A 16936-nucleotide genomic window follows, 5' to 3' on the forward strand; every position below is an offset into this window, starting at 1 on the left:
GCTGCTGGACCGGGGCTCGCCAGCCGCGGCGGGGGTGCCGCGCGAGGTGCTCGACGCGGCGGTCCTCGGGAGGGTGTACGGGCTCGACGCCCGGGTGCGCGGGGACGGCGAGGGCAGTCTGCGCATCGATTTTCGGCTGCGGGGCGAGATGGACCCCGGCAGAAGGACCACGGAGGCGCGCTGATGACGGGGGATGGCCACCAGCCGGTGAAGGGCCCGCGAAAAAAGAAGGGCCTGCTGATCGTGAATACCGGCAATGGGAAGGGGAAGACGACGGCGGCGCTGGGCATGGTGCTGCGTGCCTGGGGCCGGGGCATGCCGGTCGAGGTGTACCAGTTCATCAAGCCGCCGACCGCGAACTTCGGAGAACACCGGGCGGCCAAGCGGCTGGGCATCCCGGTGCACCCGCTGGGTGACGGGTTCACGTGGAAGTCGAAGGACCCGGAGCGCACGAAGTCGCTCGCGCTCGAGCAGTGGGAGCGAGCGAAGGCGCGGCTCCAGGACCCGCACCTGGCGATGCTCGTGCTCGACGAGTTCACCTACCCGCTGCACTACGGCTGGCTGGACACCGGCGAGGCGGTCGCTGCCCTGCAGGGGCGAAGGCCGCTGCTCCATGTCGTCGTGACGGGCCGCTACGCACCGGAGGGACTCATCGCCGCAGCCGACCTCGTGACCGAGATGACGCTCATCAAGCATCCCTACCGCGAGCAGGGGATCAAGGCCCAACCAGGAGTAGAGTTCTGATGCGCATCACGATCCCGGACATCGATGCAGCAGCTGCAGCGGCGGCCGCGCGGCGGCTGGACCGCCTGACGAAGCCGCAGGGGAGCCTCGGCCGGCTCGAGGAGCTGGCTATCCGGCTCGCCGGGATGACGGGCAACCCATCGTGCCGGTTCGACCAGCGGGCGGTGGTGGTCATGGCGGCCGACCACGGCGTCACCGAGGAGGCGGTCTCTGCCTACCCGTCCGAGGTCACGGCGCAGATGGTGGCGAACTTCGCAGCGGGCGGCGCCGGCATCAGCGTCCTCGCGCGGCGGGCTGGCGCGCAGGTCGTGGTCGTCGATATGGGGGTGCGCGCCGCGCCGGGCGTGCCGGGAGTGCTGGACCGGCGGCTGGGACCCGGGACGCGAAACATGACGCGCGAGCCAGCGATGACGCTGGCGCAGGCGGAAGCGGCAGTCGCGACGGGGCGGGAGCTGGCGGGTCAGCTCGCTGCAGCGGGCGTTTCGCTGTTCCTCACGGGTGAGATGGGCATCGGGAACACGACCGCGGCGAGCGCGGTGACGGCGGCGCTGACCGGGCGCCCGGCGCAAGAGGTGACGGGCCGCGGCACGGGCCTCGACGATGCGGCGCTCGCGCACAAGGTCGGCGTCGTCGAGCGGGCGCTTGCGCTCCACCGGCCGAACCCGGCCGACCCCATCGGTGTGCTGGCAAGCGTCGGCGGGTTCGAAATCGCCGGGCTCGCCGGGCTGATCCTCGGGGCGGCCGAGCGCCGCATCCCGGTGATCCTCGACGGGTTCATCACCGGCGCAGCGGCGCTGGCGGCCTGCGCGATGGCGCCGGGCGCACCGGGTTACCTCATCGCGTCGCACCGGTCGGTCGAACCGGGACACACGGCGGTTCTCGAGGCGCTCGGGCTGGAGCCGCTGCTCGACCTGCGCCTGCGGCTGGGCGAAGGGACGGGCGCGGCGCTCGCGCTGCACCTGGTCGACGCGGCGCTGGCGGTGCGGGACGAGATGGCGACGTTCGATGAGGCCGGCGTTTCGGAACGGACAGACGGGTGAGCGGGCTGACCTCGGCGCTGGGGCTGCTGACCCGCCTGCCGCTGCCAGCGCACGCCTGGGAGCCAGCGAAGGCGGCCCGCTGGCTGCCGGCGGCGTCCATCGTGCTCGCGGCACCGGTCGCTGCCGCTGCGTGGGGGTTGGGCGAGGCAGTGCCGCCGGGCGCGGCGGCGGCGGTGACGGTCGCGGCATGGGCGGCGGCGACCGGCGCGCTCCACCTCGACGGCCTGGCGGACTGCGCCGACGCGGCGTTCGTCCCGGCGAGCCGGGAACGGCGGTCCGAGATTCTCAGGGATGTCCACCACGGGACGTTCGCAGTGGCGGCGGTCGGGCTCGTGCTCCTGGTGAAGTTCGGCTGCCTGGCGTCGATGGCGCCCGGGACGGCCGCAGGCGCGACGGCGGCAGCGATCGTTGCGAGCCGCGGCGCGCTCCCGGCGATCGCGCGGGCGTTCCCGCCGCTCGGGGCGGATGGGATGGGGGCGGCGTTCCGCGGGGGCTGCACGCGGGGGGTCGCTGCGCTGGGCGTCGCGGCCGGGTTCGGTAGCGCGCTGCTCGTGCTTGGGCCGTGGGGGCTGACGGCAGCAGCGTGCGCCGGTGCGGCGGCCGGGCTGACCGCCTGGGGGCTCAGCCGGGCGCTCGGAGGGCTGAACGGCGATGCCTATGGCGCGTGCATCGAAACGGCGGAATGCGCGGCGCTGCTGGCGGCGGCAGCGCTCATTCCGAAGCTGACCCCGTGGTGGTTCGCGGCATGAGGCGGCGCGCGGCCGTGCTGCTCGCGGCGCTCGCGCTCGATGCCGCGTTCGGGGAGCTGCCCAACCGGTGGCATCCGGTGGCGCGGTTCGGCCAGGCGGCGAACTGGCTGGAGCGGCGGATGACGGACCATGGGCGGCGGGACACCGCAGCGGCCGGGATCGGGTTCACGCTGGTCGCGGCGGGGGCTGCCGCGGCGGCCGGGGCCGGACTGCAGCGGCAGGTGCGGGGCGGGGGACTCGCCGGGTTCGCGGCCGAGGCGTTCGCGCTGAAGCAGGCGCTCGCACTGCGGGCGCTCATCGAGCACGCGGACGCGGTGCGGCGAGCGCTGGAACGGAGCGACCTCGCGGGCGCGCGGGAGGCTGCGGGCCGGATGGTGAGCCGCAACACGGGAGAACTGCCGGCGACGCTGGTCGCTTCGGCCGCAATCGAGTCGGTGGCGGAAAACCTCTCGGACGGGGTCGTTGCGCCGGCGGCGTGGTACCTGGCGGGCGGGCTCGCCGGGGCCTACGCGTACCGGGCGGTGAACACGCTCGATGCGATGGTCGGCTACCGGTCGCGCGGGCGGTTCGGGATGGTGCCGGCGCGGCTCGACGACGCGCTGAACCTCGCGCCGGCGCGGCTGACGGCGGCGGTGCTGCTGGCGCTCCGGCCCGCGGCCCTGCGCCGGGCGGGCGAGGTCGCGCGCGATGCGCGGTCGACGGCGAGCCCGAACGCCGGCTGGCCGATGGCAGCGATGGCCTGCGCGCTGGGCACGCGGCTGGAGAAGCGCGGTCACCATGTGCTGAACGGGGCTGGCCGGGAGCCCGGGGCGCAGGACATCGCCAGGGCGGCGGGCCTGGCCGCGGCGGCTGCGGCAGTGCTGGCGGCCGGCGCCGCCGCCGCGTTGAGGGGACGGCGATGACGGGGCGCGTCGTCCACGGGGGCGTGACGGCCGAGGAGCTCGCCGGGGCCGCGGCAGCCGGCATCGAGCTCGTGGATTTGAGCGCGAGCCTGAACCCGTACGGCCCGCACCCGGACGTCCTCGTTGCGGCGCGCGCGGCCGAGGTTCGCCGGTACCCGGAGCCGGACGCGGGAACCCTTCGAGCGGCGTGGGCGCGGGAGTGGGGGCTGACCCCCGGGGAGGTGCTGGCGGGGAACGGGACGAGCGAGCTGATCTACCTGCTATGCCGGGCGCTCGGGCGCAGCGGCCGGTGCCTGGTGTTCGGGCCGACATTCGGAGAGTACGCGGCGGCGGCCCGGGCGGCCGGGATGGACGTCGTGACGGGGCCGCACCCCGGAGGAGCGGGAGCGGAGCCCGCGCGGCTGGTGGAAGAGGTCGAACCGGCGCTCGTCTTCCTGTGCAACCCGAACAACCCGACGGGCGCGCGCTGCCCGCGGGAGGACATCGCCGCTCTTGCAGCCGCCGCTGCGCGGGCGGGCGGGCGGCTCGTCGTCGATGAGGCCTACATGCCGTTCGCGTGGCCGGAAGATGAACGCGCGGCGCCGGCGCCCGGGCTGCTCGTCCTCCGGTCGCTGACGAAGATCCACGCGGTGCCGGGGCTTCGCCTGGGGTTCCTGCTGGGGCCGGGGGACGACATCGCGGCGGTGGAAGCGCAGCAGCCGCCGTGGGCGGTGAGCGCGCCGGCCGCTGCGGCGGGGATGGCCGCGCTGGGGCTCGAGAAGTTCTGCCGGGAGAGCGCCCGGCGGGTTGCGGCAACCCGCGCCCGGCTGTTCGATGCGCTCGAGGCAGCGGGATTCGGCGTCCGGCCCTCGCTGGCGAACTTCCTGCTGGTCGACGTGGGCGACGGCGCTGCGTTCCGCGCTGCGCTGCTGCGGCGGGGATTCGCCGTGCGGGACTGCGCCTCGTTCGGGCTGCCGGAGTTCGTCCGCGTGGCGGTGCCGCACGAGCGGTATGCCGGGCAGCTCATCGAGGCGATGATGGAGGTGCGCGCATGGCTCGCGGCGGAGTCCTGATGGTCCAGGGGACGGCATCGTCGGCGGGCAAGAGCCTGCTGGTGACGGGCCTGTGCCGGGTCTTCACCCGGAGGGGGCTGCGGGTCGCGCCGTTCAAAGCGCAGAACATGTCGAACAACGCGGCGGTGGTCCCGGGCGGCGGCGAAATCGGCCGTGCGCAGTACGTGCAGGCGCTGGCCGCGCGCGCGCTGCCGCGGGTGGAGATGAACCCGGTGCTGCTGAAACCGGAAGGGAACCTTCGGTCGCAGGTCGTGGTGCTGGGGCGGCCGGTGGGGACGCTGCATGCGGCCGCCTACCAGGAGGCGAAGGCGCACATCTGGCAGGACGTCACGGCGGCGCTGGACGGGCTCCGGGCGGAGTTCGACCTCGTCATCATCGAAGGTGCCGGGAGCCCGGCAGAGATCAATTTGAAGGCGCGGGACATTTCGAACATGCGGGTCGCGCGGTATGCCGACGCGCCGGTGCTGATCGTGGGGGACATCGACCGGGGCGGCGTGTTCGCGCACCTGTACGGGACCTACCACCTGCTGGAGCCGGAGGAGCAGGGGCTCGTGAAGGGGTTCGTAATCAACAAGCTGCGGGGCGACCCTTCCCTGCTTGAGCCGGGGCTGCGCGACATCGAACGGCTGACCGGCGTGCCGGTGGTGGGCGTGGTGCCGTGGGTCCGGGAGCCGGGCATCGCCGAGGAGGATTCGGTGGCGCTCGACCGGCGGAAGGACGAGCACGGGCCGTTTCGCGGTGTCGACGTCGCGGTCATCCGGCTCCCGCGGATCGCGAATTTCGACGACTTCGACCCGCTCGAACGGGAGCCGGACGTCCGGGTGCGGTACGTGGAGCACCCGCGGCAGCTGGGCGAGCCGGACCTCGCGGTGCTGCCGGGGACGAAGGCGACGCGCGACGACCTCGCGTGGCTGCGGGCGAGCGGACTCGCGGAGGCGCTGGGAAGGCTGCGGGCGGCCGGGACACCGGTCCTCGGCATCTGCGGCGGCTTCCAGATGCTGGGGGCGACGATCGAGGACCCGCTCGGGGTCGAAGGCGAGCCGGGGACGGCCGAAGGCCTGGGCTGGCTCGCGTGCCGGACCAGATTCGCGCCGGGGAAGGTGACGCGCTCGAGCAGGGTGCGGCTCGCGGGCGGCCCGGGACTGCTGGAGGGCTGCGGCGGCATCCACGCGGAGGGCTACGAGATCCACGCGGGGCTGACCGAGGTGGCGCGGCCGGCGGCCTGGACGGAGGCTGACGAGCCGATTGGCGCGCTTTCGGCCGACGGGATGGTGTTCGGCTGGTACGTGCACGGCGGCTTCGCCAGCCGCGCGTTCCGGACGCGGCTGCTGGAGAACGTGGCGCGCCTGCGGGGGAAGCCGTTCGCGCCCGGGAGCGACGACGACGCGGATGCGGCGTTCGACCGGCTGGCGGACGTGCTCGAGTCGTCCCTGGACATCGAGCGCATCGCGGACTGGGCGCTCGGGGGCCGGGTCTAGCGATGGGGCGGCTCGTGCTGGTGACCGGGGGCGCGCGGAGCGGGAAGAGCCGGTTCGCGGAGGAGATGGCCGCAGCCGCCGGGGCGGCGGTGGTGTACATCGCAACGATGGAAGCGCCGGACCCCGAGAGCCGGGCGCGCATCGCCGAGCACCGGGCGCGGAGGCCGGCGGGGTGGGCCACGGTCGAGGAGCCGGTCGACCTCGCGGGGGCGGCCGGACGGGCTCCTGCGGCGGCGACCGTGCTCGTCGAGTGCCTCGCCACCTGGTGCGGGAACCTCTTCTGGCGGTCGGGATACGACGACGATGCCCCGCCCGAGGCCTGGCGGGAGCTGGCGGCGACGGTGCGGGCTGCCGCGGAGGAGCTGGCGCGGGCCGCCGCGCGCCGGCCGGGGCTGACGATCGTGGTCACGAACGAGGTTGGCTGGGGGATCGTGCCTGCGGGGGCGATGACGCGCGCCTACCGGGATGCGCTGGGGGCGGCGAACCAGGCGATAGGGAAGGCAGCCGACGAGGTGGTGCTGGTGGTAGCAGGGCGGGCGCTTCGGCTGCCGGGGTAGGGCCAGCCGGGCGTTGTCCGGGCCGGGGCGCGCATGGTAGAGTCCGGGGGTCAGCACGGCAGCGCGAACCCGGTGCGAATCCGGGGCTGTCCCGCAACTGTCATCCGCCCGCGAGGCGGTGAGCCAGGTCGCCGGTGCCGTGCTGGTGTCTAGCCCGCGGGGAAACGGGTGATGGACACGTGGCTCCAGCCGGTCGCCATGTGCCGTTCACGCCCCTCCTCGCGAGGGGCGTTGCCGTTCGTACGGCACGCGGCCGCGGGCGGAGGCAGTGAATGCCTTCGCCCGGGGGACCAGGGGAGCGGAGCGTGCCGCCTTCCGCGAGCGGGCGACGAAGGAGGCGTGACGGATGCGACGGCTCGATCGCGGCCGGGCGGGGAGCACGGGGCAGTGACGGAAGCGCGCCCGGGGGAGCGCTGCATCCTCATCGTGACGGCCTACGATGCCGATCTCGCTGCCATCGCGGCAGCGCGGCCGCAGCTCCCGGAAGGATTTCCCGCGGTGGCCGTCTTCAGTGCCGGGGCGGCAGCAGCGCGGCGGGACGAGGTGCTCGCAGCAGCGCGCCGGGCGGGCGCGGCGGTGGTGCGGCTGCTGGCCGGCCCGGATTCGCTGGGCGGGCTGTTCGAGCCGCTCCTCGCGGCGTGCCGGGCGGCTGGAGCGCCCCTCGTCGTCCGGCGCGCCTACCCGATGACGGGGCAGACGCTGGCCGAGCACTCCACCGCCGACCCGGCGGACGCGGAGCGGGTGCTCCAGTACTTCCTGCACGGCGGGCAGGCGAACGTGGAGCAGGCGTTGCGGTTCCTCGCCGACCGATATTTGGGCGGGGGCTTCGGCTCGCAGCCGACTGAGGCGCTCCCCTGGGAGGGATACTTCGTCCCCGGGCAGCCGCTGGCGGCGGGGCGCGAGGCGGTGCGGCTCGCGCCATGGTGGCGCGAGGGCCGTCCTGCAGTCGGCATCCTGTTCTACCGGAATCTCGTGCAGATGGGCGAGACAGGGCTCATCGAGGCGCTCGCGGAGGCGCTCGACCGGCAGGGGTATAACGCGCTGCCGGTCTGGGCGTACGGGCTGCGTGAAGATTCGAACGGGCGGGACAACGCGGCGGCGATCCGCGCGCTGCTGAGCGATGAGACTGGCCAGCCGCTGGTCCGCGCGGTCGTCTCGCTGATGCCGTTCTCAGCCGCCCGGCCGGGCGCGGAGGGCCGGGTTGAGGCCGCGCCGGGCATCTCGGCGCTCGACGTGCCGGTCATCCAGGGCGCGATGACGCAGGGGTCGCGGGAGGCGTGGCGCAATAGCGCGGCCGGGCTGAGCCCGCTGGACGTCGCGATGTCGGCGGCGATGCCGGAGGTCGACGGCCGGCTGATCTCGGTCCCGGCCGGGTTCCGGGAGGCCGCGGAAGGAGACTGCCCGCGGGTGGCGTGGGAGCCCGACCGCCTCGAGCGGCTCGCGGGGCTGGCGGCGCGGTGGGCGCGGCTCGGGCTGCTGCCGAACCGGGAGAAGCGGGTCGCGATTCTGCTGAACAACCCGAACGGCCGGGAAGCGCGGCTGGCTGCGGCCTTCGGGCTCGATGCGCCGGCTTCGGTCATGCGGCTGCTGGAAGCGCTGCGGGCGGCGGGTTTCGCGGTCGAGGGCATCCCGGAAACGGGCGAGGCACTCGTCGAGATGATCCTCCGGGCGTGCCCGAACGACCCGGCAGCGGCGACGGCCGAACAGCTCGGGGCGGCGGTAGTGCGGGTGCCGGTGTCGCAGTACGCGGCCTGGTTCGGCGGGCTGCCGGCGGCGGTACGGGACGCTGTCGAATCGCACTGGGGAGCACCGCCGGGGGAAGTGTTCGTCGACGGCGATGACATCGTGGCGCCGGGCGTGCTGCTGGGGAACGTGTTCGTCGGGCCTCAGCCGCAGCGGGGCTTCGCGCTCGACCGCGATGCCATCCTGCACTCGCCCGAGCTGCCGCCGCCACACCAGTACCTCGCGGCGTACCTCTGGCTCCGGGAAATCTTCAAGGCGGACGCCATCGTCCAGGTCGGGAAACACGGCAACCTGGAGTGGCTGCCGGGGAAAGGCACGGGGCTCTCGGCGGCGTGTTTCCCGGACATCGCACTGGGGGACACGCCACTCGTCTACCCGTTCATCATGAACAACCCGGGCGAGGGGACACAGGCGAAGCGGCGCGCCGCTGCGGCCATCGTCGACCACCTGGTGCCGCCGATGACCGAGGCCGGCACCTACGGCGAGCTGGCGGAGGCGCGGGCAGCACTCGAAGCGCTGCAGGAAGCGCTCGACCGCGGCGCCGGCCCGGGGAGGACCGCAGCCCTGGCGGAGCGCGCTGCCGAAGCGGTGCGCCGGGCGCGGCTGGAGCGCGACCTCGGGATCGAACCGGGCGCGGCCTGTGAACCGGAGCGGCTGGCGCGCGAGGGGCTCCACTACCTGGACGAGCTCGAGAGCGGCCTCATGCCGGCAGGGCTGCACGTGCTCGGCGAGGTTCCGCGAGACGGGGCGCTGACCGACCTCCTGCTCGCCATCGACCGGGGCGCAGGCGAACGGTCGCTGGGCGGCGCGATCGCGCGGCGGCTGGGGCTGGCGGCGGGGGACCGGCTGCCGGAGCACGCGGCGGCGCTGGCGCGGGAGGTGGTCGAGACAGCGGTGCGGTGCGGGCCGGGTGGGGCGCGCCGGGAGCTGGCAGCGCGGCTGGCGGGCGACGACCCGGTGGCTGCTCTCGCGCTGGAGGACCTGACGCTGCGCGTGCTCCCGGCCATTCGCCGGGCGCCGGATGAGGTGCGGAACGTGGTGCGCGCGCTCGAGGGGCGGGCGGTGCCGCCTGGCCCCGCCGGTGCCCCGACGCGGGGGCAGGCTGATGCGCTGCCGACGGGCCGGAACTTCTATGCGCTCGACCCGAGGACGCTGCCAAGCCGCCACGCGTGGCAGACCGGGCGAGCGCTTGCGGAGGCGGTCATCGCGCGGCACCTCGACGAGGAGGAGGCGTACCCCGATTCGGTCGCGATCATCGCGTGGGGAACGGCCAACATCCGCACGCGGGGGGAAGACGTTGCGCAGGCGCTGCATCTCCTCGGGGTCGAACCCGAGTGGGACGACCGTTCGGGGCGGGTAGCCGGGCTGCGCGTCGTGCCGCTCGAACGGCTCGGCCGGCCCCGCATCGATATCGTGTTCCGGGCGAGCGGGTTCTTTCGCGACAGCTTCGCGGCGGCCATGGACCTGGTGGACGAGGCCGTCTGCACGGTCGCGGCGCTGGATGAGCCGCCGGAACGGAATTTCGTCCGGAAGCACGTGCTGGCCGACCTCGCGCAGGGCGTCGCCGACGACGAGGCGCGCTACCGGGTCTTCGCGCCGCCGCCCGGGGCGTACGTGGACGGCGTCGCGCAGGCAGTGGAGGCGGGCGCATGGGAGACGCGCCGCGACCTCGCGGAGGTGTACGCGGCGTGGGTCGACCATGCGTACACGCGCGCGAGGTACGGCCAGCCGGCGCGGGCAGCGCTCATCCGGCGCGCATCGGAACTGAGCGTCGTCCTGAAGACGCGGGACAACGAGGAGCACGACATGTTCGACACCGACGACTATTTCCAGGACTTCGGGGCGATGGCAGCGCTCGCGCGGGAGCTGGGCGGCGGGCGAGCGAAAGCGTGGATCGGGGACACGACCCGGCCGTGGAGGGCAGCGGTTCGCGGAGCCGAGGATGAGGCGCGGCGCACGTTCCGGCGGCGGGTGCTGAACCCGAAGTGGCTCGAAGGCATGGAGCGGCACGGCTACCAGGGAGGCTCGGAGATGCTCAAGACCGTGGAGTACGCATTCGGCTTCGACGCGACGGCCGGCGTGCTGGAGGACTGGATGTACGAACGGCTGGCTGAAGCGTACGTGCTCGACGCGCGGCGGCGGGACCTCCTCGCCCGGCATAACCCGTGGGCCCTCCGGGACATGGCGTCCCGGCTGCTGGAGGCGGTGCGGCGGGGGATGTGGCAGGCGCCCCCGGCGGGGATGGAAGCGCGCCTGGAGTCCGCCCTGCTCGAAGCGGAAGGGGCGATCGAAGACCGCGCGGCTGCCCGGGAGGAGGCGCGGTGAGCGGCGCGCTGTTCCCGTTCACGGCGATCGTCGGGCAGGAGGACGTGAAACTCGGCCTGCTGCTGAACGTCATCGACCCGGCGATCGGCGGGGTGCTGATCCGGGGCGGGAAAGGGACGGCGAAATCAACGGCGGTGCGCGCGCTGGCCGCGCTGCTGCCGCCGGTGGAAGCGACCGGTGGCTGCCCGTTTTCGTGCGCGCCCGGGGAGCAGGCGGATTGCCCCGGCATGCATGGGGAGGGCGCGCCGGCCGTTCTGCGGCCGCCGCGGCTGGTGACTTTGCCGGTGGGGGCGTCGGAGGAGCGGCTGATCGGGTCGCTGGACCTCGAGGCGGCGCTCGGCCAGGGGGTGCGGAAGGTGGAGCCGGGACTGCTCGCGGCGGCCCACCAGGGAATTCTTTATGTCGACGAAGTGAACCTGCTCGCGGACCACCTGGTCGATGCGCTGCTCGACGCTGCTGCGATGGGCCGGAACTACATCGAGCGCGACGGTGTCTCGGTGAGCCACCCGGCGCGGTTCGTCCTCGTGGGGACGATGAACCCGGAAGAAGGAGAGCTGCGGCCGCAGCTGCTGGACCGGTTCGGCCTGATGGTCGAGGCGGAGCACCTGCTGGCGCCGGCGGAGCGGGCCGAAGTCGTGAGGCGGCGCGTCGCGTTCGAGGCAGACCCTGCGGGCTTCGCGGCGCGGTGGCGGGCGGCAGAGGACGACCTTTCGGCCCGCCTCCGGACTGCCCGGGCGCGGCTCCCGCGGGTAGAGGTGCCGGAGTCGGTGCTGGAGGCGATCGCCGGGATTTGCGCCGCGTGCGATGCGGACGGCCTGCGGGCCGACCTCGCCCTGTACCGGGCTGCACGCGCGCGGGCGGCGTGGGAGGGGCGGGAGCGCGTGACGCTCGACGACGTGCGCGCGGCGGCGCCGCTGGTGCTGGCGCACCGGCAGCGGCGACTTCCGTTCGAGCAGCCGGGCCTGGACCGTGAGCGGCTGGAACAGGCGCTCCGGGAGTTCGAAGGCGACGATGAATCTGACGACGCCCCCGGGCGCGAGCCGGCAGAGCCGCCGCCAGGGCCGGGTGATGCACCGGGCGCCACTGATGAGCCGGTTTCGCGCGCCGGCGAAGGCTCGGGTGCGGGCGTGCCTGCGCCCGGGGGCGGCCCGGGTGAGCGGCCGGCAGCGGTGGGCGAGGCGCTCTCGCTTCGCCCTCCGGCGCCGGAGCGGCGGCGGCCGCAGGCGCTCCGCCCAACGGGGCGCCGCCGCAGGGGCGCGGAGGCCAACCGGGGCCGGCACGCGGGCTCGCGGCGGCGCGGCCGCCCGGGGGATATCGACATCGCGGCGACGCTCCGCGCGGCTGCGGTCCGCGGGAAGCCCGGGCTGCCGGTGGCGCGGACGGCGTGGCGGTGGAAGCGGCGGCTGGGCGAGATGGCGGCGCTGGTCCTCATGGTGGTCGATGCGAGCGGGTCGATGGGGGCGCGGAAGCGGATGGAGGCGGCGAAGGGCGCGGTGTTCGGGCTCCTGCAGGACGCCTACCTGCGGCGCGACCGGGTGGCGCTGGTGGCGTTCGACGGGCGCGGCGCGCGGCTCGTGCTGGCACCGACGCGGAGTATGGACCATGCGCACCGGGCGCTCGCTGCGTTCGGCACCGGGGGCCGGACGCCGCTCTGGGCGGGGCTCGAGGAGGCGGCGCGGCTCGTCGCCCGGGTCCGCCGGAAGGAGCCGGGGCTACCCGTGCTGGCGGTGGTCGTCACGGACGGCCGGGCGAACGCCGCGGCGGGGGGGCTCGACCCGGTCGCGGCGGCCCTCGCACGGGCGGCAGCGCTGCGGCAGCTGGAGGTGGATGGGCTGGTGCTCGATACGGAGCAGGGCGCTCACCGGCTGGGCATCGCGCGGCGGCTTGCAGAGGCGCTCGGGGGTGATTACGTGCGGCTCGATGAGCTCGAGCCGGCGGCGATCTGGACGGCGGTGCGGGCGCGCCGCGCGGAGGCGGCCGTATGAGCGGGAGCGAACGGTGTGCGGGGGACTGCGGCGCGGCCTGTTCGATTGAGGACGTCACGCCGCGGCGGAAGGGCCAGCGCAACATCGTCACGCGGGCGGACGGCCGGCTGGTGAACGTGAACCGGCAGCTGGGCCAGCTGTTCGTCTGCGCGCACGGGTGCTGCTGCGGCCGGGAGGCCGAAGGGAAGCCGCCGGGGCACTTCGAGCGATACCACGAGGAGTGGGAGCGGCGGAAGCTGCGGAACAAGGTCCATCTCAACATGGGCGGGTGCCTCGGACCGTGTCCGCTGGCCAATGTGTGCATGCTGCTGTTCGACGGCGTGACGGTGTTCTTCCATTCGATGAATTCGGAGCGGCTGATCGGGCAGCTGTTCGATTACATCGAGGCGCTGGTCGCGGCAGGCAGGTATGTGCCGCCGGACGGCGAACTCGGCAGGCTGGCGTTTTCGGCGATGGCGAACGACGGCCGGGGGCGGCCGGCGGGGGCGCGGGAGGAAGCTGCGGACGTGCCGGCACCGCGGGACGACCGCGGCATCCTCGTGCTGTCGCATTCCGATACGGACGTGCTGTGCTTCACGGCGGCAGCGCGGGAGCTGGGGGGCGACTTCCCGCCGGTCACGGTGCGGAACATCGCCGGGCTCCGGGACACGGAGGACGCGGCGGCGCTCTTCGACCAGCTGGTCCCGCGGGCTGCGGTGACGGTGCTGGTCGTGCACGGCGGGCGGCGGTCGGTGCCGGCGGTCGAGCGGCTTGCAGAGCTGGCGGATGAGCACGGCGGCTGGCTCATCGCGGTACCGGGAACGGAGGAGCTCGACGAAGGGCTGATCGGGCTTTCGACGGCGGGCGCGGGGATGGCGCTGGCCGTGCGCGCGTACCTGCAGGAGGGCGGGGTCGCGAACTACCGGGAGTGCCTGAAGATGCTGGGCGACCACCTGCTCAGCCTCGGGGTGGGCTACCGGGACCCGGCGCCGCAGCCGAGAACCGGCTTCTACCATCCCCGATTCGCGACGCGGGAGGCGTGGCGGGCGGCGCGGGATGCCCGGCGCCCTGCCGTCGGGGTGCTGTTCTACCGGTCGTTCTTTCTCTCGGGCGACACGGCGTTCATCGATGCGCTGGTCGAGGCGGGGGAGGCGCTCGGCGCGGACGTCCTGCCGGTCTTCGGCTATTCGCTGAAGGACGACCCGGATGGTTCGGGACGGACGGCGGTGCTGCGGGAGCTGTGCGATGCCGGCGGGCAGCCGGAGGTCGACGCGGTGGTGAATACGATGGCCTTCGCGCTCGGCAGCGCGGGGCAGGAGCCGGGCGCTTCCGAATGGCAGGTGAACGTCCTCGAGGAGCTCGGGCTGCCGCAGGTGCAGGGGCTCACGATTTCGACGTCGGTCGCGCAGTGGGAGGGTTCGGTGACGGGTGCCGGGCCGCTCGATGTGGCGAGGTCGGTGGCGATTCCGGAGCTCGACGGGCGCATCATCGGCGTCCCGGCTTCGTTCAAGGAGCGGGGCGGTGATGGGACGGTGCGGCGGGTATTGCCGCGGGACCGCGCTGAGCGGCTGATGGGGCTGGCAGTCCGGCTCGCGAGGCTTCGGAGGACGCCAAATGCGGAGAAGCGGGTCGCGATCATCCTGACGAACCACCACGCGAAGGCGTCCCGCATCGCGAACGCGGTGGGGCTGGATTCGCCGGAGAGCGTGGTGCGGCTGCTGCGCGCGCTCCGGGACGCGGGGTACACCGTGGGGCCAATCCCGGAAGGCGGCGACGCGCTCATGCAGGAGCTGCTCGCGCGGGGCCACTACGAAGAGGAGACGCTGACGGAGGCGATGCTGGCGGGTGCGGCCGCCCGGGTGCCGGCGGAACGGTACCGGGCATGGTTCGAGGAGCTGCCGGCGCGGCGGCAGGCGGAGATGGCGGAGCGGTGGGGGCCACCGCCGGGGCGGCACTACCTCGACGCCGCGGGGAATCTCGTCGTCGCCGGCATCGTGACGGGGAACGTCTTCCTCGCGATTCAGCCGCCGCGCGGGTACTCGATGAACCGGACGGCGATCATGCATCAGCCGGACCTGCCGCCCCCGCACCCGTACTACGCGCTCTACCGGTGGCTGCGGGAGCCGCAGGAGCTGGGCGGCTTTGGCGCGGATGCCATCGTGCAGGTTGGAAAGCACGGGTCGGCGGAGTGGCTGCCGGGGAAGGGTGTGGGCCTCGGGGCGGATTGCTACCCCGACCTATTCGTCGGCGACCTGCCGGTCGTGTACCCGTTCATCATCGACGGGCCGGGCGAGGGAGCAGCGGCGAAGCGGCGGACGCACGCCGTCATCGTGGACCACCTGCCGCCGCCGATTACGAACGCAGAGCTGTACGGGGAGCTGGCGGAGCTGGACCGGCTGGTGGATGAGTACTACCTGCTGGAGCGGACCGACCCGGGCCGGCTGCCCTACCTCCAGCGGCAGATTTGGGACGTGATCCGGCAGGCGGGGCTCGCGAACGAGCTCGACCGCCTGCTGCAGGATGGGGGCGACGGCCATGTGCACGAATGGGACCCGCGGGAGCACGAGGACGGGGTGCCGTATGCGCTTTCGGACCTGAGCGGGGAGGGCTTCGCGCACCTCGTCGAGGCGATTCACACGTATACGCATGAACTCGGCGCGGCGCCGATCCGGGTTGGGCTGCACGTGCTCGGGGAGGTGCCGGAGGGTGACGAGCTGGTGGACTTCGCGGCGGCGATGCTGCGTGTGCCGAACGGGGAGATACCCGCGCTGGCGGAAGCGGCTGCGGCCTGGCTGGGAATCCCTGCGGACCTCCTGGCGCTCCCGGCAGGGCAGCGGCTGGAGGGCGGGGTCCACGTGCTGCCGGGCGAGGCGGCGCGCTCGGCTGGAGAGCTGCAGGAGCGCCTGGCCGGACGGGGCCGGGCGGCGCTGCGCGGTGTGCTGCTGGAGGGGCTGGACCCGGTGGCAGCGGCGAGCCTCGTGGGGCCCTGCCGGGGCGACGCTGGGCCGCTGCCCGCCGTGCTCGGGTTCGCCCTGGACCGGCTCGCGCCGGCGCTCGAGCGCACGGTCGACGAGCTCGGCCATGTGGTGGATGCGCTCGACGGCCGCTACGTGCCGCCCGGGCCTGCCGGCGCACTGACGCGCGGGATGGCTCATGCGCTGCCGACGGGGCGCAACTTCTATGCGGTGGACCCGCGCGCGATCCCCAGCCGGGTGGCGTGGGAAGTGGGGCAGGAGCTGGCAGCGGCAACCATCGAACGGTACGTGCGCGAGCTCGGGGTGCCGCCGCGCTCGATCGGCCTCTCGATGTGGGGAACGACGGCGATGCGGAACGGCGGCGAGGACGTGGCGCTGGTGCTCGCGCTCATCGGCGTCGAACCGACGTGGCAGCGGGAGAGCCGCCGGGTCGCCGGGTTCCGGGTGCGTTCGTTCGATGAGCTGGGGCGGCCGCGGGTGGACGTCGTTTGCCGGGTCTCCGGCTTTTTCCGGGATGCGTTCCCGGGAGTGATCGAGCTGCTGGGGGAGGCGTTCGACGCGGTGGCGGCGCTGGACGAACCGCCGGCGATGAACCCAATCCGCGCGCACCGGGTCGCGCGGGCGACCGCGCTTCGGGAGGCGGGGATGGAGGAGCGGGAGGCCTGGCAGCGGGCCGGCGTGCGGGTTTTCGGGAGCGCCCCGGGCGTCTACGGGGCGGGCGTGCTGCAACTGCTCGATGAGGCGGCGTGGGAGCGCGAGGAGGAGGTCGCGGAGACGTTCCTCGCGTGGGGCGGACACGGCTACGCGCCCGGGATGTACGGGGTTCCGATGGGCGATGAACTGCGGAACCGGCTGGGGCCGGTCGACGCGGCGGTGCAAAGCCAGGACAACCGGGAGCACGACATCCTCGATGCGGACGACTACTTCCAGTTCCAGGGCGGGATGGCGGCGGCGGTCCGGATGCTTCGTGGACGCGGCCCGCGGCTGTACTTCGGGGACAGTTCGGACCCGCGGCGGCCGAGGGTGCGACTGACGGAGGATGAGCTGGACCGGGTGGTCCGCGCGCGGGTGTTGAACCCGAAGTGGATCGCGGCGATGCGGGAGCATGGCTACCGGGCGGGGACCGAGTTCGCCGCCACGGTGGACTACCTGTTCGGCTGGGCAGCGACGGCGGGCATCGTGAAGGGCTGGCAATTCGAACGCGTGGCGGAGCGGTACGTGCTCGACGCGGAGATGCAGCGCTTCCTCGGGGAGCACAACCCGTGGGCCCTGCGTGATATGTCGCGCAGGCTCGGGGAAGCGATCCGCCGCGGGCTCTGGCAAGCCCCGGCGGGTATGGCGGCGCGGCTCGAGGCGGCGCTGCTGGAGGCGGAGGGGGCAATCGAAGACCGGATGTGATCGCGGCGC

Annotated in this window: 10 protein-coding genes, 1 pseudogene and 1 riboswitch; all 11 genes and pseudogenes read left to right on the forward strand. The window is 74.0% G+C overall.

Features of this window, described 5'->3' with window-relative positions; all coding sequences use genetic code 11:
- Nucleotides 1–184, forward strand: a pseudogene (locus N2041_RS00005) (hypothetical protein); the annotation flags it as partial.
- Nucleotides 184–744, forward strand: a complete 561-nt coding sequence (gene cobO / locus N2041_RS00010; RefSeq protein ID WP_297674595.1) for a cob(I)yrinic acid a,c-diamide adenosyltransferase — start codon at nt 184–186, stop codon at nt 742–744. The pseudogene N2041_RS00005 and the gene cobO, both read left to right, overlap by 1 nt.
- Nucleotides 744–1784 (forward strand): nicotinate-nucleotide--dimethylbenzimidazole phosphoribosyltransferase, encoded by a 1041-nt coding sequence (cobT, locus tag N2041_RS00015; protein ID WP_297674597.1) that lies wholly within the window; start codon nt 744–746, stop codon nt 1782–1784. Before cobO ends, cobT begins: the two co-directional genes overlap by 1 nt.
- Nucleotides 1781–2533: an adenosylcobinamide-GDP ribazoletransferase gene (locus tag N2041_RS00020; protein WP_297674600.1), complete on the forward strand. Its 753-nt coding sequence runs from the start codon at nt 1781–1783 to the stop codon at nt 2531–2533. The genes cobT and N2041_RS00020 overlap by 4 nt, the downstream gene beginning before the upstream one ends.
- Nucleotides 2530–3435, forward strand: coding sequence for an adenosylcobinamide-phosphate synthase CbiB (gene cbiB, locus N2041_RS00025; protein ID WP_297674602.1), 906 nt, complete (start codon nt 2530–2532; stop codon nt 3433–3435). The genes N2041_RS00020 and cbiB overlap by 4 nt, the downstream gene beginning before the upstream one ends.
- Nucleotides 3432–4487 (forward strand): aminotransferase class I/II-fold pyridoxal phosphate-dependent enzyme, encoded by a 1056-nt coding sequence (locus N2041_RS00030; RefSeq protein ID WP_297674604.1) that lies wholly within the window; start codon nt 3432–3434, stop codon nt 4485–4487. The genes cbiB and N2041_RS00030 overlap by 4 nt, the downstream gene beginning before the upstream one ends.
- Complete coding sequence (locus tag N2041_RS00035) at nt 4466–5965, forward strand: cobyric acid synthase (RefSeq protein WP_297674606.1); 1500 nt, start codon at nt 4466–4468, stop codon at nt 5963–5965. The genes N2041_RS00030 and N2041_RS00035 overlap by 22 nt, the downstream gene beginning before the upstream one ends.
- Before the next feature lie 2 nt (nt 5966–5967).
- Nucleotides 5968–6522 (forward strand): bifunctional adenosylcobinamide kinase/adenosylcobinamide-phosphate guanylyltransferase, encoded by a 555-nt coding sequence (gene cobU / locus N2041_RS00040; RefSeq protein WP_297674608.1) that lies wholly within the window; start codon nt 5968–5970, stop codon nt 6520–6522.
- A 68-nt stretch (nt 6523–6590) separates the two neighbouring features.
- Nucleotides 6591–6650: riboswitch (cobalamin riboswitch) on the forward strand.
- A gap of 259 nt (nt 6651–6909) precedes the next feature.
- A complete protein-coding gene (gene cobN, locus N2041_RS00045; RefSeq protein WP_297674610.1) occupies nt 6910–10590 on the forward strand; it encodes a cobaltochelatase subunit CobN in 3681 nt (1226 codons plus the stop codon).
- On the forward strand, nt 10587–12575 hold the full coding sequence (locus N2041_RS00050) for a VWA domain-containing protein (protein ID WP_297674612.1): 1989 nt from the start codon (nt 10587–10589) through the stop codon (nt 12573–12575). The genes cobN and N2041_RS00050 overlap by 4 nt, the downstream gene beginning before the upstream one ends.
- The gene (locus N2041_RS00055; protein ID WP_297674614.1) at nt 12572–16927 is read left to right on the forward strand and encodes a cobaltochelatase subunit CobN; all 4356 of its coding nucleotides are present in this window, start codon (nt 12572–12574) and stop codon (nt 16925–16927) included. Before N2041_RS00050 ends, N2041_RS00055 begins: the two co-directional genes overlap by 4 nt.
- Nucleotides 16928–16936: the final 9 nt, after the last annotated feature.

Source organism: Tepidiforma sp., from assembly GCF_026419595.1.
Taxonomy (GTDB): domain Bacteria; phylum Chloroflexota; class Dehalococcoidia; order Tepidiformales; family Tepidiformaceae; genus Tepidiforma.

What these genes read in the sequence shown, in the direction of transcription:
- cobO (WP_297674595.1), top strand. Translation starts at nt 184, where the DNA reads ATGACGGGGGATGGCCACCAGCCGGTGAAGGGCCCGCGAAAAAAGAAG.
- cobT (WP_297674597.1), top strand. Translation starts at nt 744, where the DNA reads ATGCGCATCACGATCCCGGACATCGATGCAGCAGCTGCAGCGGCGGCC.
- cbiB (WP_297674602.1), top strand. Translation starts at nt 2,530, where the DNA reads ATGAGGCGGCGCGCGGCCGTGCTGCTCGCGGCGCTCGCGCTCGATGCC.
- N2041_RS00030 (WP_297674604.1), top strand. Translation starts at nt 3,432, where the DNA reads ATGACGGGGCGCGTCGTCCACGGGGGCGTGACGGCCGAGGAGCTCGCC.
- N2041_RS00035 (WP_297674606.1), top strand. Translation starts at nt 4,466, where the DNA reads ATGGCTCGCGGCGGAGTCCTGATGGTCCAGGGGACGGCATCGTCGGCG.
- cobU (WP_297674608.1), top strand. Translation starts at nt 5,968, where the DNA reads ATGGGGCGGCTCGTGCTGGTGACCGGGGGCGCGCGGAGCGGGAAGAGC.
- N2041_RS00055 (WP_297674614.1), top strand. Translation starts at nt 12,572, where the DNA reads ATGAGCGGGAGCGAACGGTGTGCGGGGGACTGCGGCGCGGCCTGTTCG.